Annotated in this window: 17 protein-coding genes and 1 tRNA gene; 7 read left to right on the top strand and 11 right to left on the bottom strand. The window is 32.9% G+C overall.

Annotation, left to right across the window (positions count from 1 at the left end; genetic code table 11):
- Positions 1-56: 56 nt before the first annotated feature.
- The 6 genes from GBO31_RS23450 to GBO31_RS23425 form a co-directional block, all read right to left on the bottom strand.
- The gene (locus GBO31_RS23450; RefSeq protein WP_219011058.1) at positions 57-1955 is read right to left on the bottom strand and encodes a tetratricopeptide repeat-containing sensor histidine kinase; all 1899 of its coding nucleotides are present in this window, start codon (positions 1953-1955) and stop codon (positions 57-59) included.
- A gap of 35 nt (positions 1956-1990) precedes the next feature.
- Positions 1991-3310: an HTTM domain-containing protein gene (locus tag GBO31_RS23445; protein ID WP_219011057.1), complete on the bottom strand. Its 1320-nt coding sequence runs from the start codon at positions 3308-3310 to the stop codon at positions 1991-1993.
- Positions 3307-4239 (bottom strand): bifunctional riboflavin kinase/FAD synthetase, encoded by a 933-nt coding sequence (locus tag GBO31_RS23440; RefSeq protein ID WP_219011056.1) that lies wholly within the window; start codon positions 4237-4239, stop codon positions 3307-3309. Before GBO31_RS23440 ends, GBO31_RS23445 begins: the two co-directional genes overlap by 4 nt.
- Positions 4240-4439: 200 nt before the next feature.
- Positions 4440-5066 (bottom strand): aminoacyl-tRNA hydrolase, encoded by a 627-nt coding sequence (pth, locus tag GBO31_RS23435; protein ID WP_246615974.1) that lies wholly within the window; start codon positions 5064-5066, stop codon positions 4440-4442.
- A gap of 216 nt (positions 5067-5282) precedes the next feature.
- Entirely contained in the window at positions 5283-5888 is a 606-nt protein-coding gene (locus tag GBO31_RS23430) for a 50S ribosomal protein L25/general stress protein Ctc (protein ID WP_219011055.1), read from the bottom strand.
- Positions 5889-5914: 26 nt separating this feature from the next.
- Positions 5915-6856, bottom strand: coding sequence for a ribose-phosphate pyrophosphokinase (locus tag GBO31_RS23425; RefSeq protein WP_219011054.1), 942 nt, complete (start codon positions 6854-6856; stop codon positions 5915-5917).
- A 156-nt stretch (positions 6857-7012) separates the two neighbouring features.
- On the opposite strand from GBO31_RS23425, the gene GBO31_RS23420 reads away from it, so the two are divergent.
- Positions 7013-7094: transfer RNA gene (locus GBO31_RS23420), tRNA-Leu, on the top strand.
- A 197-nt stretch (positions 7095-7291) separates the two neighbouring features.
- On the opposite strand, the gene GBO31_RS23415 is transcribed toward GBO31_RS23420, so the two are convergent.
- Together GBO31_RS23415 and GBO31_RS23410 are read right to left on the bottom strand one after the other, a co-directional pair.
- Positions 7292-8407, bottom strand: a complete 1116-nt coding sequence (locus GBO31_RS23415; protein WP_219011052.1) for a serine hydrolase domain-containing protein — start codon at positions 8405-8407, stop codon at positions 7292-7294.
- Between the two features lie 104 nt (positions 8408-8511).
- Complete coding sequence (locus GBO31_RS23410) at positions 8512-9612, bottom strand: helix-turn-helix domain-containing protein (protein WP_219011050.1); 1101 nt, start codon at positions 9610-9612, stop codon at positions 8512-8514.
- 466 nt (positions 9613-10078) lie between these two features.
- On the opposite strand from GBO31_RS23410, the gene GBO31_RS23405 reads away from it, so the two are divergent.
- Both GBO31_RS23405 and GBO31_RS23400 read left to right on the top strand, forming a co-directional pair.
- Positions 10079-10291, top strand: a complete 213-nt coding sequence (locus GBO31_RS23405; protein ID WP_219011048.1) for a hypothetical protein — start codon at positions 10079-10081, stop codon at positions 10289-10291.
- 11 nt (positions 10292-10302) lie between these two features.
- Positions 10303-10521 carry a hypothetical protein gene (locus tag GBO31_RS23400; protein WP_219011046.1) on the top strand — a complete coding sequence of 73 codons (219 nt, stop codon included), beginning with the start codon at positions 10303-10305 and terminating at the stop codon, positions 10519-10521.
- A 188-nt stretch (positions 10522-10709) separates the two neighbouring features.
- On the opposite strand, the gene GBO31_RS23395 is transcribed toward GBO31_RS23400, so the two are convergent.
- From GBO31_RS23395 to GBO31_RS23385, 3 genes are all read right to left on the bottom strand, one after another.
- Positions 10710-11249 (bottom strand): DUF427 domain-containing protein, encoded by a 540-nt coding sequence (locus GBO31_RS23395; protein ID WP_219011044.1) that lies wholly within the window; start codon positions 11247-11249, stop codon positions 10710-10712.
- A 70-nt stretch (positions 11250-11319) separates the two neighbouring features.
- Complete coding sequence (locus GBO31_RS23390; RefSeq protein WP_219011043.1) at positions 11320-11781, bottom strand: hypothetical protein; 462 nt, start codon at positions 11779-11781, stop codon at positions 11320-11322.
- A gap of 10 nt (positions 11782-11791) precedes the next feature.
- The gene (locus tag GBO31_RS23385; protein WP_219011042.1) at positions 11792-12133 is read right to left on the bottom strand and encodes a hypothetical protein; all 342 of its coding nucleotides are present in this window, start codon (positions 12131-12133) and stop codon (positions 11792-11794) included.
- A gap of 602 nt (positions 12134-12735) precedes the next feature.
- On the opposite strand from GBO31_RS23385, the gene GBO31_RS23380 reads away from it, so the two are divergent.
- The 4 genes from GBO31_RS23380 to GBO31_RS23365 all read left to right on the top strand — a co-directional run.
- A complete protein-coding gene (locus GBO31_RS23380; protein ID WP_219011041.1) occupies positions 12736-14010 on the top strand; it encodes an IPT/TIG domain-containing protein in 1275 nt (424 codons plus the stop codon).
- 608 nt (positions 14011-14618) lie between these two features.
- On the top strand, positions 14619-17990 hold the full coding sequence (locus GBO31_RS23375) for a cellulase family glycosylhydrolase (RefSeq protein ID WP_219011040.1): 3372 nt from the start codon (positions 14619-14621) through the stop codon (positions 17988-17990).
- Positions 17991-18075: 85 nt separating this feature from the next.
- The gene (locus GBO31_RS23370) at positions 18076-19962 is read left to right on the top strand and encodes a polysaccharide lyase (protein ID WP_219011039.1); all 1887 of its coding nucleotides are present in this window, start codon (positions 18076-18078) and stop codon (positions 19960-19962) included.
- Between the two features lie 40 nt (positions 19963-20002).
- Positions 20003-21728 (top strand): polysaccharide lyase (locus tag GBO31_RS23365; protein ID WP_246615973.1); only part of this gene is annotated, 1726 nt, incomplete at its 3' end.

Here is a 21728-nt window from a genome sequence, read left to right as displayed (position 1 = left end):
CATCAAAGACTATAGATCACTTACTGATTCAGAAAAGAAACCAATAGGATATGTTTTTAAGATACAGGGATCTCAATATTGATAACCGTTCCTCTATTAATTGTAGAGTCGATCATAAGATTCCCGGATAGAAGTTTTAGTCTGTTTCGTATATTTTCAAAACCAATACCTTCTCCCGTTTTCGAAGTGTCAAACCCAACACCATTATCTTCAAAAAGGAGTTGCAAAATAGTTTGATATCGGTTTAAATAAATATCTACCTGATCTGCCTGTGCGTGTTTTAATGTATTGGTAAGTAATTCTTGTATGATTTTGAAGAGTTCTTCCTTTAAAGGACTTTCAATTTCATTGATTTTTTCTTCTGGATATGGGTTGAAAGAAATTTTTTGATTACTACCATTTTCTATGTTATTCACATACTCTTTGATAAGAGAGGATACTCCGTTATCTTGGAATTTTTTGGAAGCTAGATTATGAGAAATATCTCGAACCTGATGATAAGTTTCATCAATTTGCTTGATGATTTTGGATTGGAAACTTTCTTGATCATTAGCACCAGAAATTTGTAATTTTATACTGGCTAGATTTCCTCCGATACTATCATGTAATTCTCTAGCAAGACGTTTTCGTTCCCTATTTTGACCATCCATTGTAGCATTGATGAGGTTTAATTCCTGATCGATCATTAATGCATGGACTTTTTGAGAATTCACCTCTTCTTGAGATTTGTTTAAGGCAATTTGAGTTTTCAATTTTTGAAAATAAACTAATAACAGGGCAATTACAGGAAGTAGTACCGCTAAGAATCCTATTAAAAAAGCTTTTTTAATCGTTCGCTGTCTTTCGATTTCGCTCTCTTTTAATAGCTGTTCTTCTTTGAGAGCGAGAATTTCTTTTTCTTTTTCTAAGGTTTGATATTTAACCTCCATTTCTTTAACAATAGCCTTGTTCTGATTCGTTAAAATCTGGTTAGAAATGGATAGATATTGAGTCATTAAATTATAAGCATTCTCATAATCCTTATCAGCAACTTTTAGGTCTTTAAGCACATTGATTACATCACGTTGTAGTTCTAGTTTATTCCACTGCACGGTATTTACATATGCAGAGGATAGAACTATTTCAGCATCTTGCGCATAACCTTGGTTGTAATAGACCACACCCATTTGTATAACGGCATCAATGTATAAGTCGTAGAATTTGCTTTCTAATGCAACCTCCTTTACCGATCTAAAATATTCTAATGCATGTGGAAGGTTATTTTCAAAAATATCTATTCGCCCTAATTTTAACTGAGTTTGTAGTCTGATTTTATTGTTTTCATAAATTTTTAGACCTTCTAAAACTTCCAGATAAATGGATTTTGCTTTAGAAAAATCATTTCTAAAAAAGAAGGTGTCTGCTACTAATTTTTTTGCAAAAAGTAATATATCAGTATCTTTTGTTTTGCTAATACAGTTTTCAAAAATACTGAGAGCACTATCATATTCTTTTTGATACAGATAGACAGTCCCTAGTCCTAATTGATGGATATAATGCATTTTTTCCATTTCTGAAACCGGAGAAATTGCAATTCCGTCTAGATAATGTTTCATAGCATCATCAAACAGTCCTTTTTCTAGTTTTCCTTTTCCTAGGATGTGATATGCTTTAGAAAGGTAGAGGTCATATGCTTCGAAGGAGTCTTTTTCTGCAGAGATTTGCTCTTCTAATAGATTTCCATAATAAATAATAGAATCCGTAGTTCCGGATTGTATATGGATAGAGGCAATAGTATCAATAATTCGAGCTTTGTCTAAAAGGTTTTCTGAGTTTTTTAGTTGGTCATAATAACGCTTAGAGACTGTTTTTGGGATTTCTCCAAAAAAAGAATACCAATCTTTCTTCTCCTGACTTTTAGCAAGAAAAGAAATTAGTAGAAATACAAGTAATAATCTTTTAGTTGAAGCCCCCATTACACACTAAAATATTGCTTTACAATAATAAAGAATTATTCTTTATCATATTTAATTACCCAAGGATTGGTTGTAAAATAATTCCAATCAACACTAGTAAGGTCTACATCTGGATCTATAAGAACCCTTGGTTTTTTACCATTTACAGATACTCGACTGGTAACATATACTGCGATATCTTTTCCTTCTTTTTTATATTCTTTTTTAAGGAATTGAGCGAATTGCCAAATAGCATCAGGTTTGGTATTTACAATGCGTCGCTGTTTTTTAGATAAATATTTATTCTTATCTACTCGTATTCTTTTGGAATTTTCATCTTTAAGCTCAACATGAAAATTAGTATAACCAGATCGTCCACGTAGCATCATTCGCCAACTTAGCTTATGGCCTTCTTCGGTCCATAACACATCACCTGGAATGAACCAATGTCGCACTGGTAATGCAAGTTGAATAACAAACCAAACGGACAAAGCAGGTATTAAAAACTTTTTATAAGAAGGCACAATGATTTCGTTATCGGTATAAAATTCTTTTTTGGGCATAAAAATTCTATGAATTCTTTCTTTTGAAAAGAAAAACACACTGAATGCCAATGATAAATATGGGAATATGCCTATCTGAAATACGAAGGAATTAAATAGATGAAAAAATATACTAATACAAAAAGCTGCTAATCTTGTTCTTCTCCATAATAATAATGGAATAATTAAAAGGTCGAATAAAATTCCAAAATATGTAATGCTTACATGGGTCCAATGCTTTTGTAATATGCCTCCCACAATTGGGTAATCTGCTCTAGAGAGCATCAAATTTCTTGCTACTGTATAATCCAACCAATCTGGATACAATTTTGCTACAGATGCATAGGTGTATACAATCCAAAGTTGGATAATTATAAATAAAACACACCATCTAGGCATGGCTATTTTTTTGAGTGCAGGATTTCGTTTTACATCGATCGAAAAATAATTACCAGCAGGTAATGTACTCATCAGTATACATAGCAATAATAGGAGGTAATAATGATTATTATACGATGATTTCTGCATATAATACACACCAGCCCAAAGAATGGTGTAAGCGATCATGCTCCATCGATATTTAAAACCTATCATAACAAAGATTCCAAAAACACCCATTAATGCAAAATAGAAATACATACCATTACCTGGCAATGGTTGTAAAAACTCAAACCCGATAAAATTGAATGTAAATTGCGGCTCAACCAAAGTTCTCCGAACCCATCCGGTTAGAATAGCACCAAAAGATTCGGCAGCTATTAAAAACCCGAAAAAAACTCTAAAAATTATTAATGCACTATTGTCAATTTGTGTAAATAGCCATCGATTGATCATACCATAGAATTTATATAATCTCTAGAAAAATCTTCGTCTTCTTGCATTGCTGTTTTTAAATCTTCTAAAGAATCAAATTTCTTCTCGTCTCTTATACGTTTTAAGATTTCTATTTGAATTTTCTTTTCGTATAAATTAAATGAGGCATCAAAAAAGTGAGTTTCGATAGTCTGATGTTTTCCATTAACAGTAGGATTATTGCCAATATTCATCATGCCAAAATATAACTTACCGTTAATCTTAGATTGTACTACATAAACTCCTTTCTTTGGAATTAGTTTGTAATCTTCTTTTATATGAAGATTTGCAGTTGGATATTCTAGTTTCCGTCCTAACTCTTTTCCTTTTACAATTTTACCTGTAAGCATAAAATTATACCCCAAATACTTATTAGCTTTTGTGATGTCTCCTTCTAATAAAGCTTGTCTGATTTTGGTAGAGCTTACAGCAACATCATCAATATCTTGTTTTGAAATTTCTTCGACTGTAAAGTTATTTTGAATTCCGAAAGATGCGAGATCTGTGATATTAGAATTTCGATTGCGACCAAAACGATGATCGTATCCAATAATTACATGGCGCAGATTTAATGTTTTTACCAACATCTGCTCTACATATTCTTTGGCTGTGAGTCGGGAGAATTCCGTTGTAAATGGATGGATAACTAAGCTGTCCAAGCCTGTTTTTTCCAATATCTGAATACGTTCATCAATGGTATTTATAAGTTTGATGTTCGTATCTTTTTGCAACACCATACGAGGATGTGGGAAAAAGGTTAGAATTACGGATTCCAGATTGTCACGATTTGCAGCGTCAACTAACCGCTCAATTATTTTTTTATGTCCTATATGAACTCCATCAAAAGTGCCAATAGTAACCACTGAAGGAGTATGATTGTCATATGTTTTTGCGTCGTTATAAAGTTTCATCCGCTTTTTTATTGATTTTTTAAGGTAAGATGGAATGTATTTAAATGCGCAACAACAGTTGTTGACTTTATATGTTTATTTGATTTCAAGGAGATTAATTTTGATATAACCATACGGCTATGCTAGTTTTAATAACTCTTATATGATTTGTATGTTTCTAGGTAGCTATAAAATTAAGCAAATGTTGTGAGAACTACTATTTATTTTCCGTTAAAGGTATTCATAGTATTTGTTAATCCTGCACCTACAAAAGATTTGATTAACGATATTGATTTATCCAATCTTTCTGGCATAGCAGCTTCTTCATCAGAATTCCATTCTCCTAAAACATAATCTACTTGTCTGCCTTTGCTAAACTCAGCTCCCACACCAAATCTAAATCTACAGTATTTGGAAGTATTTAATTGCGCTTCGATGTCCTTTAAACCATTATGACCACCTGCACTTCCTTTTGCTTTTAATCGAATGGTTCCAAAAGGAAGATTAATGTCATCAGTAATGATCAAGAGATTCTCAATTGGAACTTTTTCTTTTGTTAACCAATACCGTACTGCCTTTCCACTAAGATTCATATAAGTGCTTGGTTTTAATAGTAATAACGTCCTGCCTTTATATTTATAGGTGGTTAGATCTCCTAGTTTTTCTGTTTCGAATGTTAAGCTCTCTTCTTTTGCCAATGCATCCAGCACTTTAAAACCAATATTGTGGCGTGTATTATGATATTTAGGTCCGATATTACCAAGACCTACAACAAGAAATTTTTTCATAAGATCTTCCTGAGTTTCTTCTTCTTTTTTTGAAAAAAGGTTTCTAAAAATAGCAAACATAACTTTTCTTTTCGTGAGGGATGGTAAAGATTACTCTGTATGATGCATACCCTGAGGAGCTCGAAGGGTAAACAGCTGAGGAGTAAAACCAATAGCCCGACCGAATCCTGATGGCTATCGGGAGTAGGGCATGCCCTCAAAAATCTTTTCAAAAATAAAAAAAGCACTCTGAAAAAAGAATCAGAGTGCTTTGATTGTTTTTCTATGAAGAAAAGATTAAGCTTCGGCAGTAGCTGCTTCTGCTTCTTCTTCCTCATCAGCGTCATCTGCAACTGCGTTACGCGAAGTTTTCACTTGACAGATCACCGTGTTATCAGGATGAAGAATTGTAAAATCTTCACTTGCTACATCGGTAACATATAATTTATTACCGATTTTTAATTCTGTGATATCTCCTTCGATTACGTCTGGTAATTTTGAAGCTAAACCTTTTACTTTAATACGTCTTAAGTTAAAACGTAAAACACCACCATTACGAACACCCTTAGAATTTCCAGTAGTTTTAAAAGGAATTTCCATAGTGATTGGTTTGTCATCAAAAATCTCCACAAAGTCGATGTGTAAAATTCTATCAGTTACAGGGTGGAATTGAATGTCCTGTAGGATAGCATTTATACTTTTACCATTATCCAACGCTATTACCACGGTATGAACGTCTGGAGTGTACACTAAATTTTTGAAAGCAATTTCTGGCGCTGCAAAGTGTACAATAGTGTCTCCACCATAAATAACACAAGGTACCTGTCCAGCATTACGTAAGGCTTTTGTCGCTTTCTTGCCTACGCTTTCTCTTTGAGATGCATTGATTGTTAATGATTTCATTTTTAAATATATTAATAGTTATTAATTTACATGATAAATTTAGAGCTGATAGATTCATTATTATGAACTCTATTCATTACATCTGCAAATAAATTGGCACATGTAATTACTCTGATTTTACTACTTTCTTGTTTTAAAGGAATTGAATCTGTAACGATTAATTCTTCTAATTTAGAATTTTCTAATCTCTCATAGGCTGTACCCGAAAGAATTGGATGTGTACAAATGGCTCTTACACTTTTAGCACCTCTTTCCATCATCAAATCGGCAGCTTTGGTAAGTGTTCCGGCAGTATCTACCATATCATCTACAAGGACAACATTTTTTCCGGTTACATCACCAATTAATTCCATATGAGAAATCACATTGGCTTTAGCACGTTGCTTATAACAGATAACCACATCACTTTGCAATGCTTTAGAATATGCATATGCTCTCTTAGAACCACCCATATCTGGAGAAGCTATCGTAAGATTATCCAGATTTAGAGATTGTAAGTATGGTAAAAATATCGTAGAAGCATATAAATGATCAACTGGTTTTTCAAAGAATCCCTGAATCTGATCTGCGTGTAGATCCATTGTTATGATTCTTGTTGCACCAGCAGTTTCTAGCATTTTTGCTATTAACTTTGCTGCTATAGGAACTCTTGGTTTGTCCTTTCGATCCTGACGTGCCCATCCATAATAAGGCATTACGGCAGTAATATGTCTTGCAGAAGCTCTTTTTGCCGCGTCTAACATTAATAGCATTTCCATCAAATGATCAGAGCTTGGATGTGTAGATCCGATAATAAAAACTCTGGATCCTCTTACTGATTCTTCAAAAGAAGGTTGAAACTCACCATCACTATAGGTAGATGTAATTACATTACCTAATTTGGCCCCATACGCTTGTACGATCTTTTCAGCTAATTCTGTACTTTGGTTACACGCAAAAAATTGTGCTTCTGTAATTGATTTAGGCATAGGGTAAACAGTTGTTTTGTAATGAGTTAAAACTTATTTTTTTAAAACAAGGTGCAAATTTAAAAATTTATTTCTACTCTCGTACGTATTTTATTACTTATTTAATGGATCTGATGAAATATTTTTTTAATTTTGCCGTCCAATTCAATGAAAAATGCTCAAGTGGCGGAATTGGTAGACGCGCTGGATTCAAAATCCAGTTCTTTCGGGAGTGTGGGTTCGATTCCCACCTTGAGTACTTAAAAAATAACCTTCTGCTTAGACATAAGGTTATTTTGTTTTAACTAATAAGTTCGAAGATCAATCTTAGTTAGCCGTTTTCTATTCAAAATCTAATTCAATGGTTCTAAATAAATGAACGATAGTCCAGATTGAATAGATTTAACTAGCATCATTGATTTTTAGAATCGAATGATCTATTGTTTTTTATAGCACCTATCCTTGTGTTTTGATAAAATCATATAGTAAATTCCAATATGCATATTCGCTAACACCTCCAGAAAGAAGTCCCCATTTTACTAAGGTAGATACATTACATTTATGAGCCACAACGACATTTGTTTTAGGAAATATGGTGATGTATTGTCCTCCCCAACCTCTTGCAGTATAGGCACCTTCAAAATCTGGATGATGTTTGAAATTATCAATTAACCACCATAAATAACCATATGAAAATTGATAAGGACTTGACTCATTCCCTCCATATCGTTCATTTATAGTTTGGGTTGGTATTACAGGTGTTGTGATTTTTTCAATCCATTGTTGAGAAATGATTTGTTTTCCGTTCCACTTTCCTTTGTTGAGCATTAACTGCCCAATTTTTGCCATATCTCGAGTGGATATATAAATGTGGTATGCAGGATATCTAGACTTGCTTTTTTTGTATTTCTTTTTTTGATTTTTAATGTTCCAATCTTGAAAACCAAGTGGAATAGCCAACTGTTCCTCTAAATCCTGATAAATACTTTTACCAGATTTTATTTCAAGAATTGCTCCAGCTACATTAAAATCCCAATTATTGTAAACAAAATATTCGCCAGGTGTAACAGAACCTCTTTCCAAAATGTTTCTTTTGTCATAACCTCCATTAACGGGTTCTAGAAAAACCCCTGAACTAGAGTTTAAGATATGATCTACGGTTGCAGATTTTTCGATATCTAAAAGACCTTTGTCTTCTTCAATTCCAATTTCTCCAATGGTTTGATTCAAGTTTATTGTCCCATTTTCAACATATTTACCATATAAAATACTTAAAATGCTTTTGCGACAAGAAGCAGTAAAACTGACTTCTTCAATATCTCCATACTCATATAGAATTTTACCATCCTTTAAGATGACCATTCCTGTTGTTTCAAGATCATCTTTTAGAAAATTTGTTAAAGAGTCTAATCTTTGTTGCGTAAAATTTGTTCCATCTAATGTTTTGTGTTTTTCAAAGCTAGTACCCGCAAATTGAGGTTTTGAAGTACTACAACTAAAGTTTAAAGTTGTTATAATGGATAAAATGAAAACACCCTTTATATAGGGTTTGCTAAAAAAAGTATAATTCATAATTTTAAAATTTTGTTCAAAATAAATGAACTATAAAGCGCTATTAGGTATAAAGAACAGGTGAATAACTATCAAAAAAAGTTTTGATAGTAAAAAGACAAGATCTATTGAGTTTTAGGTATGTTTAGATGTTTTTCAAGATACTGTTTTGGTGTAAAACCTACTGTTGTTTTGAAAATTCTATAAAAGCTAGCTTCAGAATTAAACCCACATTCTTTTGCTAGTCCTAAAAATGACAGGTTGTTTAGATCGTCGTTAAGCAATCGTTTTTTTACTTCTTCTATTCTTTTTTTGTTAATCACAGTGCGGAAGTTTTCGCCATAATAAGTATTAATAGAATTTGATAAGTTAGTTTCACTTACACCTATGAGTTTCGCTAATTCTTGCAGGCTTAATTTAGGGTTTAGGTGGACTTTATCTTCATCTATAGCAATTTTAAATTTTGACATGATGCTACTTTGAATTTCGTCAGTCAAATTTTTGGGTTGTTTAGGTTTTGGTTTGATTGAAAATTCTAAAGGAACTAAATCAGAATTTTTATACCCAACGAGTCCTAAATAATATATTAAAACAGCGATGAGTACATGTCCTAAACGCCAACGCCAATTGTATTCATATGGTAAAATTGAGTTTAGCATTAAATTAGTGAGTATATATATCGAAATAAATGATACTCCAAACAATAAAATATTGAGGAAATTAAGTTCGGAATACTTGGTGTCAGCGATATTTTTTGAAAGCCAATTCCTATATTTTTGAATATGTTGGAATCCAAAATATAGATAGATGATGGTACTTATTATCATAAGATATTCTTCGATGTGCTTTACTTCATTAAAAAGAAACGAATTAGCTATTATATATTTTTCTGAATAGATAGAAGTTTGCATTATAGCTATATAAACAAAAGTTGCGTAACACTGCGAAAGAAAAAATGGTATAAAATGTAACCATTGTTTACGCCCAAATGTAAACGAAGGTTGAACCAAAGATTTTAGATAAAAATAAAATAAAGGAGGAATTGCCAGTTCGATTCCGTTAGGGAAAAAACCAAAGCCGTGAATTTCCCATAAATTTAAGGAGAGCAACAATGTTTTAGTATTCAACCAAACAAAAGCTAATATGGCTAGACCTAAATATGTATTAGATTTTTTTTTCTTATGATTTGTAAATAAAAGTATGCTACAGATTGTTCCTGTAAACATTCCTATTATTATTAATATATCAAAAATTGAAAGTTGTAGATGCAATTATAATATTTATGTTTAAAGTAGAATATTGAAGACAACATAAGAATATATTCATATACAGGTATATCCTCAGGTATTGCGTCATATATGTTAGTTTACAAATCTAAAAGATTTTTTAAGGAATTTAGAATTATCTACTAGGATTGATCACTTAATTACTCCAGATTTCAGGTAAATACTAAGATAATGATATTGGTCTTATGGATAAAATAAGTGTTTAGCTTATAGCGATGTGTCTCAAAGTAATTCTTCATACGAACATTAGTCTACAAAAAACTACTACTTCTTAAACGGAATGCTGAGCACATCTATAAAATTTTTAATATATTGGGGAAAAATCCCTAATTTTTATTTGTTATAATATTTTTAAACAATAGCATTTAAAGATAATTGAACCCCAGTTTTTAAGTTATTAAAATTAATGAGTGAACATAAATATAGTATTGAACTGCCGGAAAGATTAAAAGATATCATAGAAGATTTTGTTAGTAGTTACCAAGAAATGCACGTTAGATTGGAAATGGTAAACAATAATACATCTAGAAAAGTTCGATTAACATTTGAAGGAACTCCAGAAATGAAATTTAATTTTGTTAATAGCCTTAATCTTAGAATAAAACAAAGAAAAACGTAAATACAAATGAAATGGATAGTATTAATAGAGCTCTTGAGAGCAAAGGAAAAATTAGAATAAAATTCGCTCTAACCGAAGAGGGACAAAACGAAATTATTACCGGAAATGGTATAAAAGTTCTTGGAGATTTTATGAATGAGTTTCAAAGATCTAAAGAATTTTATCTTGATAATGGCTATACTATAATCGAAGAAGATAAGAAAGACTGGATTTTAATTCTCGAAAAGTAGCTTACTATTAGTTTAAAAATAAATATTTACCCCATTTTCTAGTTTACTATCAAATACTTTAGAAGCTAACTTTTAAATAACTAATTAATTGAATTATATGTTGATTGATATTTTTCTATTTCTTTAGTCCAACTCCAGAATAATAGATTATGAACTTAAAAAAATACATTCTTTAAGTAACGTTTAAACTACCAACCTTCTGTTCCAGGTTCTCCTTTAAATGGACCAACCAAATCTGGTGTGATCCATCCAGCGTAAAAGCTACTGTTTTGAGCTTTTACTAAATCTCCATCTACAAAACATTGAAGATGTTGAGGATAGAACGCGATATAATCTTTAAGTGATCCGAATTCCGGAAAAGGATTGGCATATGACCATGCTATTGGTTGCTCAGCATTGGTTTTTAAAGCGTAGTATGTTGCTTTTCCTTTCCACTCGCAAAAGGAAGTTTTAGTAGGCATCATTACCAAAGTCGATTCGTTCACATCTGATTTCGGAATATAATATGTAGGAGGACTAGCGGTCTCCAATACTGCCAATGCATTTTTTGAACCTACAATTTTGTTACCTTGATCTTTGATGAGTATTGGTTTACTCACTTTTTCAATGATCGGTGGCCGCGGAAAATCCCAAACAGATCTTTGTCCTTCTTTAGGTTCTATTGCAAATGAAGGTCTTTTATTACCTCTATTTTTCCAATGATTGCGTGCATTATCTAACCAGTCCATAGCTGTTTTTGTAAACGTTCATGTTATAAGTTACCTTACTATAAAGGTACTAAACTAACAAGTATTTTTTTTAAGAATCTCGGATTAAGCTTTTTTTATTCCTTCCGTTTACAATGGCTAAAAAAACATTTAGCAAGAAAATGATTTGCCCGATACTGATCATTAAAATGAAGATCAAAGTGGATGCATATGGAATATCGGTAATAGTATAATATCTTTTACCTAAAAAATAGTCAACTAAAAGTTCTTGAATACTATTTCCCAAAACTACCCCTACAGAAAAGAATATATGTAATACGGCTAGTATTGGAATAGTTTTAAAATTGAATTTCTTTAATAACCAATATACCAAACCTGTAATTCCAAAAAATACACTTAAGAAAACACATAGTTGTTGCTGAGAAAACACATAATAGGTATCATGTATATTAATGTCTAATGTTTGATTTGCTTTATAATGGGATACTAATAACAAAATAGGAATACTACTCCAGAAAATTACGTATGGATGTTTAATTAATTTTATCTGCATCTATTACTATTTAGTCTATCCATTCAATTTTGTGCCCAACTTCACCTTTTGCAATCTCTCCAACTTTAAATCTTAATATTTCTGTGGCGACTTTTTTAAACTGAGTTTTCCAAGAGATCCATTCGTCTGTTTGCATGTTTGCTTCGAATTGTAACCCTCCAGATCTTAAAAATGCTGTGATATATTTTTCGTTTTCATCATAACTGAACCAATAAGGCGAACCTTTATCACCTTTTGATTTAGTTCCATAACCCAGCCATCCAGGCATTTTAGAAAACACATGTTCTAATTTATCAAAAACCTCTTTTGGCAGATCATATCGGATATTTAAGTTGCATTCTTGAATTTCCATTTTTTTATAAAGTTTAATAAACCTGTAAAACTTACAAAATATACTATTTTACTTTTATTAACTATTTTCATTTATTCACAAAGCTCATTAACAATAGTGATTTTCAGGGTTGATTCAGCTTATTTGTATGGTTAGTTTCGTTTGTTGCAAAAGTTTTAGCTACCTTAACTATCCCAACTTAGTAATATGCATACTTGTAGAGTATTTCTACCATTTTTATAACCATTTTTCAGAATAGCTTGCTAGCGTAATCCTCTAACATTGATTCTTATAATTTGAAACAGGTAGTAGTATTTAAGAAAATTTTTCAAAACATTTATCGAAAAGGAAACTTGAATCTGAATCAATGCATTTATTTATTAGCTTTTTGTAAATACAAAGCAATTTCTAATTAAGTTTTATTCCTATAACTAAAAATTTAAGTAGATAGATTATTACATTATCTAAGTGTTTTAGCTACGTGTATTCCTTATTTGGTTGTTTTTTGAGTATTATTTAAAAAATTGATTATCAATTGGTTGTATTTATGTACCCCTAAAAGTGGATTATTAAAGTCATATTAAGTAGTAATATTACATTGGCTAAATTTTAACACTTTTGTTATGAATCACACAAACTCTAAAGTAGGAAAACACCTATGTCTCATTTTTTTGACAATATGCGTAATAATCGTATTTCCTGGATGTAGTAATGATGATTCATCCAATGGAGGAATTAGAATTCCAGCTATCCTTGGATTTTTACCTGAGTCTGGAGAACCAGGTGATGAAATAACCATATTTGGTACAGATCTTTTAAACGCAACCGAGGTATCTTTTAATGGAATTACATCTACAATTAGCGATAATAAGTTAGGATCACTGACTACAATTGTTCCCGAAGGAGGAACTACCGGAAAATTATCAATTACAACAGAAGGAGGAATTGCAATTAGCGTGGAAAGTTTTGAAATTATCGTAACTGGAGCACCTCTGGTTACAAATATTTCACCGAAATCTGCTCAAGTAGGACAAGAAATTACCTTAACGGGAACAGCTATGGCAACTACAAATAAGGTAAGCGTTGGTGGAGTAGAAGCTAATATTATAAGTACATCAGATACAGAAGTGGTTTTTACATTAGGCGCATCACCAGTAGGGCTGAGTTCGATTGAGCTTACAAGTGATGGAGGAGTTTCTTCAACCGATGTCAGCGCAAATGAATTTTATGTAATTGAAGTTCTCACCCCATATTTCGAATCCTTTGACGAAGAAACCATACTTTTTAGTTCTGGTGGAGATGCGGAGATTACCAATCTCGGTGTAAGTAATATGCTCTCAGCTGAAGCCACTTTGGTACCAAATCCTATTGATAATAACTTTTATTATATCGGAGGTACTAGTGATACTGGAGATTCAGGATCTTATACAGGTCAAATTGGTCATTCTAGAGAAGCTTCAGGCTTTTTTGCAGATTTCTTTAATGAAGATAGTAGAGAACTTACTCAACTTTACTTTAATATTCAAATTAATTTTCAGGGTGTCCCTAGTGATTATAGCGGTCCACTGGCAGGATTTAGATTGCGATTTGATGAAGGTTATGATGCCGATGGTGATGGATCTACAACCGATGAATACGTAGAGTTTAGACCAAGTTTACAAAATTTAGAAGATTTAGGATATGCACCTAATGAAGATGGATGGTATACTTTATCCATAACTTTTGACCAGTTTGTAAATTCTGGACCATCTGGTGGAACAGGCACATGGTCCGTATATGCCGTGGAAACTTTAACAAGGTTTGCAATCGCGTCAAGAAGAGAACATGATGGCGAATATTCGCTAAGTATAGATAATGTTTACATAACTAAAGGAGGTCCTTTAAATGTAGATAATTAATATATAGTAACAATTAACTAACTAAAACATGCAGCTTTTCATATAAAAAAGAAAAGAGGTATACTAAAAACAAGTAAAATGAGTTTAAAAGACCGTCTAGAACAATGTGTTAGACGGGAAACAAAAGAATGTTATTAAGTTGTTCTCTTTGAACCAGAGAAACTTAAATAAAAGTATTTAAAACAGAAATTGGCATATAATTACTACATCCGGTTTAGAGAACCATAAACCAAATTCAATAATTATTCCAGATCTCACTAATATTCTGAATTAAATATAATTGCAAGTAAGTTCGATATCTAAATTCTATCTCCCACCCTTCCGGAATTTGGACATATCATTTTTTTAAATATTTGGATCATACCAGAAGATTTTTGGTTTGTAGGTCAAAGTTATAATCGATTTTAGAAGTGTTCATTCTAAACAGGTTTAATTGATAGTAAACCATTTGAATACGCAAACGATTTCGTTTATATCTCACTTTATCATACCAGACCTCTTCATTAGGTAAAATGATACGTTACAAAACTATGAATAATACTGTTTTGTATAACTAAGCGTATCAGATCACCAATAACTATAAATAACACACACAAACAAATGTAATTATGAGAATGCATTACACACACAAGAAACATTTTTTAATAAAAGGATTGTTATGGTTAGCAATACTATTATTCGTTTCTGCAGGAGCGATGGCTCAAACGATTGTCCAGAAACATGGGAGATTGAAAGTTCAAGGAAATCAGATAGTCGATAAGAATAATGATCCGGTCAGTTTAGCTGGAAATAGTCTGTTTTGGAGTAACGCGGGAGATACTTCTGATTTCTATGACAGCGAGACTGTAAAACACTTAGCGAATAATTGGAATAGTTCAATTATTAGAGCTGCTATGGGAGTTAAGGAAAACTGGGATGGAGGAACTGGATATATTGATAGTCCTAATCTTCAAAAAAATAAAGTTCGAACTATAGTTGATGCTGCAATAGATGAAGGTATTTATGCAATTATCGATTGGCATACACATGAAGCAGAAGATTATACTTCTGAAGCAGCAGATTTCTTTAGAGAAATGGCATCGATCTATGGGAATCAACCTAATGTGATCTATGAAATTTATAATGAACCTATAAATCAATCATGGTCACAAGTAAAAAGCTACGCAGAAACTGTTATCGCTGCTATTCGATCAGAAGATCCAGATAATTTGATTATTGTGGGCTCTCCAACGTGGTCACAAGATGTAGATATTGCTTCAAATAATCCTATCAATGATGCTAATACAGCGTATACCTTGCATTTTTATTCAGGAACACACACACAATTTTTAAGAAATAAAGCACAAACTGCGTTGAATAATGGTGTTGCATTATTTGTAACTGAGTGGGGAGCAGTAAATGCTAATGGAGATGGAAATGCAGATGTTCAGGAAACGGAAAGATGGATGAATTTCTTTAGAGATAACAATATTAGCCATGTAAATTGGGCTGTTAGTGATAAATCTGAAGGGTCATCAATTGTGAAACCAGGTCAAGGAATCAATGGTCTAAAAAACAATCAACTTACCGATACAGGAGTATATATCAAAAGTCTTATTGAGAATTGGACAGAAAACTCAGATGGAGATGGAGATGGCGATGGTGATAATGGAGGATCAGGAACAATTAATTGTAATTCTGTAGACTGTATTAGAAATGCGATGCAAAACGCGCAACCTGGAGATGAAATTATTATCGCTTCAGGAACGTATGAAGCTCCAGACAAAATAAATATCGGTGGAAGAGCTACAAGATATGCTTCGAATAAAAATGGAACACAGTCAAATCCAATTATTATTAGAGCCCAAAATCCATCAAATCCACCAATATTGAAGGGTGAAGATGGAAAATACGATGGTTATGTTTTGCATATGCTTGGAGATTATTGGGAAATAAAAAATATCATTTTTGAAGAAGGTTCTAAAGGAATTGTTTTTGATAATGCCAATCATGGTCTTTTAGAGAATGTAACCGTTAGAGAATTAGGAGAAGAAGGAATTCACCTTAGAGATGGATCTAGTTTTAATCTAGTAAAAGATTGTAGAGTATACAATGTAGGAATTAAAAAGCCTGGAATTGGTGAAGGCTTATATGTTGGGTCTGATAAAGGACAGCACGATCAATATGAAAGAGAATGTAATAATAATACGATAGACGGTTGTATTGTTGGCCCTAATGTAACCGCAGAAGGTGTGGATGTAAAAGAAGGAACTAAAAATACAATTATTCGTAATTGTACGTTCTCCGCACAAGGAATTTCAGGTGAAAATAGTGCAGATGCCTTTATCGATCTCAAGGGATCTTATGGATTTGTATATAACAATACATTTAACAGAGATGGATCTAATATCCTTAATGCAGGTGTTGATTTCTTAGATCGGGGAACAGGATTTAATACGGGTTATAGAAATGCTATTTTTAATAATACTTTTAATTTAGGTAGCAGAGCAAACGAAATTCCAACAGCTAGAAAAAAACAAGGAAGTCCTTCCGAAATTCATGTGTGGAATAATACACGTAATCCCAATTCTCCTGATTTTCCAGTGAGCGATGGAACAACAAATTTTGTAACAGAATCCTGTCCTAGCTGGAATATTGTGCCTTGTAATGGAGGTGGTCCGAATCAGGCACCTAACGTATCTTTTGCGTCACCATCAAGTAATTTCTCCTTAGAAGAAGGATATGCTAGTTTACTTGTAGTTGTGAACGCTTCTGATTCTGATGGTTCTGTAAGTAATGTGAAATTATATGTGGATAATAACCTAGTTCGTCAAGAAAATTCAGCACCTTATGAATGGGGGCAAGGAAGTAATTCCAATGAGTTGTTAGGGTTATCCGCAGGAACACATACATTTAAAGCAGAAGCTACTGATAATGATGGAGCCAAAAGTTCAACTACAATTACCTTAACAGTTACTAGTAGCGATACTGGAGGTGATCAAGGACCTTCCATTTCATTTGCTTCTCCAGCATCTAATATAACCGTTGATGAAGGATACAATAGCCTTTATGTAAAAGTAAATGCAAGTGATAGTGATGGATCTATAGACAATGTAAAGTTATATATCAACAATAATTTTGTAAGGCAAGAAAGATTTGATCCATATGAATGGGGACACAGTACTTCTCCTAACCCAGCAGAAACAACAAATTTACCTGCTGGTAACCATACCTTTAAAGCGGTAGCAACAGATAACGAAGGGAATACAGCTGAAACATCATTTGTATTAACAGTGAATAGTGGTAATGGAGATGGTGATGGTGATGGTGATGGAGACGGAAGTGGTGATAGTTGTGCTTTCGGAACACCTTTAAATAGCGCATTGCCAGCTTTTGATAATGTTTCTTATTCCGAAGTGCATGTACTTGGAAATGGAGGCCCATCATTAAGTAATTTCAGAAAATTTAGTATTAATTGGAATCCACAGTACAATGGATTATATCAATTTGCAATGAATACGAATAATGGTAATCCAAATTGGTATGTAGATCTTAGACCTTTTAGCAATGCTAGTTTTAATACTGGTAGTCCTGAGGTTACCATTAGCAATTCAGGAATTAGTGGCTTTGATGGATCTTATTGGGTAGCAAAAGATGGAAATAATTTTGTGATGGTTTCTAAAAATGGAGGCTTTACGATTTACTTCAGTAATTCGAGCTCAGCACCTAATTGTGACAATAAATCACCTATTGAGGAAGATAAGCTATCAAACATCAAATTATTCCCAAATCCGGTAAGTGATAATATGTTGAACGTAAGAGGTATTTCTCAGGAAAAATCCACTTTAGAAATCGCGGATATGCAGGGTAAGATCATATTACAAAGGCATATTGAAGGAAACGAAACAGGACTAGATGTCTCACAGCTAAAATCTGGAATGTATGTTCTTATAGTTAAAGGACTAAAATTCAGAAAATCTATACTGTTTACTAAGCAATAATTTGTCTTAGCCAAAATAATCATCAGGTAGCGCATGAGTTTCTACCTGATGATTATTCTCCCAAGATTTTAAATATAAAAGTCCCATGAAATCAAGATACTATTTATTAACAGTTTTATTGATCCTATTATTAAATGTTGAAGCAGTTGCACAACAAGATTTAGTATATCAATACGATTTTGATCATTTACCATCAGGTCAATATGATAGAGATATGATAAGAGATGCTCTGAATGTCTCTTTTTGTAAAGGAGCTGACGAAGGAAGAGTTTTTATAGAAGATTTCCCAAATCAAGGGAAAGTTTTAAAAGTTAAGTACCCTAAAGGAAAAGTAAAAACCAATAATAGTGGAATGCACACTAAAGTTTATTGGGAAGATACAGGAGAAGACCTAGATGAATTGTATATCAGCTATATGGTCTATTTCCCCAATGATTTTGAATTTAGAGCAGGAGGAAAATTACCAGGCTTATCTTATCAGACATCAGAAAGAAATATGTCACTTCGACTTATGTGGCGATATGATGGCCTTGCTGAATTTTATGTTCATTACAATACAGAGCCTAGTTGGGATGGATGGCATGCATCTATTAATTGGAGTTTAATAGATCCATACGAGGAACCTAACGGAAATCCGCAACCGGATCAAGTGAAGTTTAAAAAAGGACAATGGAATAAAATAGAATTGTATAATAAATTAAATACTCCTGGTCAAAATAACGGTATAATGAGAGCTTGGCTTAATGGACAATTAGCCATAAATATTACTGATAACGGAGATTATAGACAGTCAAATGAAGGAGATATACACTTAAATTCAATTTACTTATCTACCTTCTTTGGAGGAAGTGATGAGAGCTTCCAACCAACGAAAGATGTGTATGCTTATTTTGATGATTTTAAAGTGTCAAAAAATAGAATAGGTGACTCTGATGATAACGATGGAGATGATGGAGATAATGGAGGTGATACAAATCAAGCTCCTTCAGTTTCATTTGCCACACCATCTAATAGCAATTTCGAAGTCGAAGAAGGATACAATCTTTATGTAAAAGTAAACGCTTCAGATAATGACGGTAGCATTAGCAACGTAAAACTATATATAGATGATAATTTTATAAGACAAGAAAACGTGGCTCCTTATGAATGGGGTCATGCAAATTCTCCAAATTCGAGTGAAGTAAATAACTTATCAGTCGGCACACATGTTTTCAAAGCTGTTGCTACCGATAATAAAGGAGCAACCTCTCAAACAACCTTCACACTTACTGTAACTAATGAAGATGGAGACGATGATGGAGATAATGGAGGTGATAGCAGTTGTTCTTTTGGTACACCGATAAATAATAGCATTTCTAGTATAGATAAAACTACTTTTTCTGAGGTATATGTTCTGGGCTCTAACGGACCCGCTTTGAATAATTTTAGAAAAATGACTATCAATTGGAATGCAGCTAATAATGGGTTGTATCAATTCGCTATTAATACAAATAATGGAGTTCCCAGTTATTATGTGGATCTAAAAAATAAGCTTAGTCATACGTTGGGGGAATCAAATCCTTCTATTACTATCGATAATTCTGGTATATCAGGACTAGATGGTTCTTATTGGATTACTAGAAATGGAGAAGACTTCATTATGGTATCTAAAAATAAAGGCTTTACCTTATATTTCAGCAATTCTAATCAAACTCCCTCTTGCGATAATAAACTAAGGCCAGATATAGAAAACGAGTCAGAATTCTCATATTATCCGAATCCTGTGAAGAATTCACTTCTTTTAAAAGGTTTAGATACCACTCAAGAAATTGTCATATACAATATAAACGGTCAAAGAATTAATACTATTAGACCTGGTAATAAAGAAACCTCCATGTCCATTGATGTATCCTCATTAAACAATGGAATTTATTTTATGGAACTCAAATCTTTTAAAGGTACATCTAAAAGATACAAACTAGTAAAAATTTAAACACAAACTTAACTTATTAACTAACAAAAATTTTATGATTATGAAACGAAATATAATCTACAAACCGAATAAAAGGAGAAATGTTTTTACGGTATCATTCCTAGTGATATGTCTTGCATTTCTTTTTAACAACCAACAAACCTTTGCACAATGTAATACAATTATTGATGTCGATTTTAATAATTGGAATAACAGGAGATATTCTATTTCAGATATAAAAAGTGACTTTAATAATAAAGTAAAACCATGGACAGCATCTACATATAGAGGAGTTGAAGGTCCTGGAGCAGCTAGTAATTTAATAGAAAACACTCCTCAGGAGACCAGAATTGTCAATGGAACATTAAGAGCGCAGTATTTGAAGAATGATGCATCAGGTAGATCCGGTGGTTTTCTATTTGATCCGTATTTTGATGCTGTAGATGAGGCGTATTTAGAATACAAAGTAAAATTTGATGATAATTTCTTCTGGGCTACAGGAGGTAAATTACCAGGTCTTGGAGGTTCAACAAGAGGTGTAAATAGCGAAAGTAGTGGTCGTGGTGCTATTCCGTCAGGATGTAAATATAATTCAGATGGGTGGTCTGCACGTTTGATGTGGAGAAGAAATAGAGCACAAACAGTAAAGCCTTATCTTATTTTATATAGCTACTTTGCAGACAAAACTGATGGAAGTCCTAGAAAAGATGGAGATTGCGGAGATGGGAAAAGAATTTATTCTGACTTAAAGGATGACAGATGGTATACCATTCGTCAATATATTAAAATGAACACACCAGGACAGAGAAATGGTAAAGTGATCATGTGGATTGATGGTGTAGAAACCTATCGTGATAACAATGCTAAGATTCGTAACTCTGGAAAGAGTAGTTTGAAAATCAATGCTTTGATTATGAATACCTATCGAGGAGGAAAGAGAACAGATCCTGTTTGGCATTCTCCTAGAACAGAATATACTTTTTTCGATGATTTTAAAGTATGGACAGGTTGTGGTAACCCACCTGATGGAGGAGAAAACAATCCACCTAATGTTTCCTTCGCAACTCCTTCTGGAAATACAAGTGTACAAGAAGGATATAACAATTTCCAGGTTACTGTAAATGCTTCAGATAGTGATGGTTCTATTAATAATGTAAAACTGTATGTTGACGGTAGTTTAATTCGTCAAGAAAGTGTAGCTCCATATACTTGGGGACAAGGAAATAATCCTAATGAACTTCTTGGATTATCAGTAGGGCAGCATACATTCAGAGCAGAAGCCACAGATAATGATGGAGCTAAAACTAGCAAAACATTTGTACTAACTGTTAATGGTACAAGTAATAATCAAGCACCAAATGTTTCTTTTGCTTCACCATCTGGTAATATTACAGTGCAAGAAGGGTATGATCTTACCGTAGTAGCTAATGCTAACGATCCGGATGGAAGCATATCTAATGTGAAATTATATATCAATAATAGTTTAGTGCGTCAGGAAAATGTACCACCTTACGAATGGGGTCACGATAATTCTCCAAATCCAAATGAAGTCAATGGTCTTTCTGCTGGAACTTACAGTGTAAAAGCTGTTGCTACCGATAACGATGGAGAAACCGGGCAAGCAACATTTACTTTAACTGTCCAAGGAGATGATAATGGAGACGGAGATGGAGATGGAAATGACAATAATAACTGTTCATTTAATACACCTGCAAACAGTGGCTTATCTGCTATGGATAAAGTGACCTATTCAAATGTTCATGTTATTGGTAATGATGGACCTAAAC

The sequence above is a fragment of the Aquimarina litoralis genome (assembly GCF_019295435.1).
GTDB classification, from domain to species: domain Bacteria; phylum Bacteroidota; class Bacteroidia; order Flavobacteriales; family Flavobacteriaceae; genus Aquimarina; species Aquimarina litoralis_A.
Note: the sequence above shows the minus strand (reverse complement) of the source record. Positions and strands in the feature narration are given on the sequence as shown.

Coding starts and splice junctions, on each gene's coding strand:
- GBO31_RS23450 (WP_219011058.1), bottom strand. CDS start 1,955: ATGGGGGCTTCAACTAAAAGATTATTACTTGTATTTCTACTAATTTCT.
- GBO31_RS23405 (WP_219011048.1), top strand. CDS start 10,079: ATGAGTGAACATAAATATAGTATTGAACTGCCGGAAAGATTAAAAGAT.
- GBO31_RS23445 (WP_219011057.1), bottom strand. CDS start 3,310: ATGATCAATCGATGGCTATTTACACAAATTGACAATAGTGCATTAATA.
- GBO31_RS23375 (WP_219011040.1), top strand. CDS start 14,619: ATGAGAATGCATTACACACACAAGAAACATTTTTTAATAAAAGGATTG.
- GBO31_RS23385 (WP_219011042.1), bottom strand. CDS start 12,133: ATGGAAATTCAAGAATGCAACTTAAATATCCGATATGATCTGCCAAAA.
- GBO31_RS23380 (WP_219011041.1), top strand. CDS start 12,736: ATGAATCACACAAACTCTAAAGTAGGAAAACACCTATGTCTCATTTTT.
- GBO31_RS23430 (WP_219011055.1), bottom strand. CDS start 5,888: ATGAAATCATTAACAATCAATGCATCTCAAAGAGAAAGCGTAGGCAAG.
- pth (WP_246615974.1), bottom strand. CDS start 5,066: ATGTTTGCTATTTTTAGAAACCTTTTTTCAAAAAAAGAAGAAGAAACT.
- GBO31_RS23370 (WP_219011039.1), top strand. CDS start 18,076: ATGAAATCAAGATACTATTTATTAACAGTTTTATTGATCCTATTATTA.
- GBO31_RS23395 (WP_219011044.1), bottom strand. CDS start 11,249: ATGGACTGGTTAGATAATGCACGCAATCATTGGAAAAATAGAGGTAAT.
- GBO31_RS23425 (WP_219011054.1), bottom strand. CDS start 6,856: ATGCCTAAATCAATTACAGAAGCACAATTTTTTGCGTGTAACCAAAGT.
- GBO31_RS23415 (WP_219011052.1), bottom strand. CDS start 8,407: ATGAATTATACTTTTTTTAGCAAACCCTATATAAAGGGTGTTTTCATT.
- GBO31_RS23390 (WP_219011043.1), bottom strand. CDS start 11,781: ATGCAGATAAAATTAATTAAACATCCATACGTAATTTTCTGGAGTAGT.
- GBO31_RS23400 (WP_219011046.1), top strand. CDS start 10,303: ATGGATAGTATTAATAGAGCTCTTGAGAGCAAAGGAAAAATTAGAATA.
- GBO31_RS23440 (WP_219011056.1), bottom strand. CDS start 4,239: ATGAAACTTTATAACGACGCAAAAACATATGACAATCATACTCCTTCA.
- GBO31_RS23410 (WP_219011050.1), bottom strand. CDS start 9,612: ATGTTTACAGGAACAATCTGTAGCATACTTTTATTTACAAATCATAAG.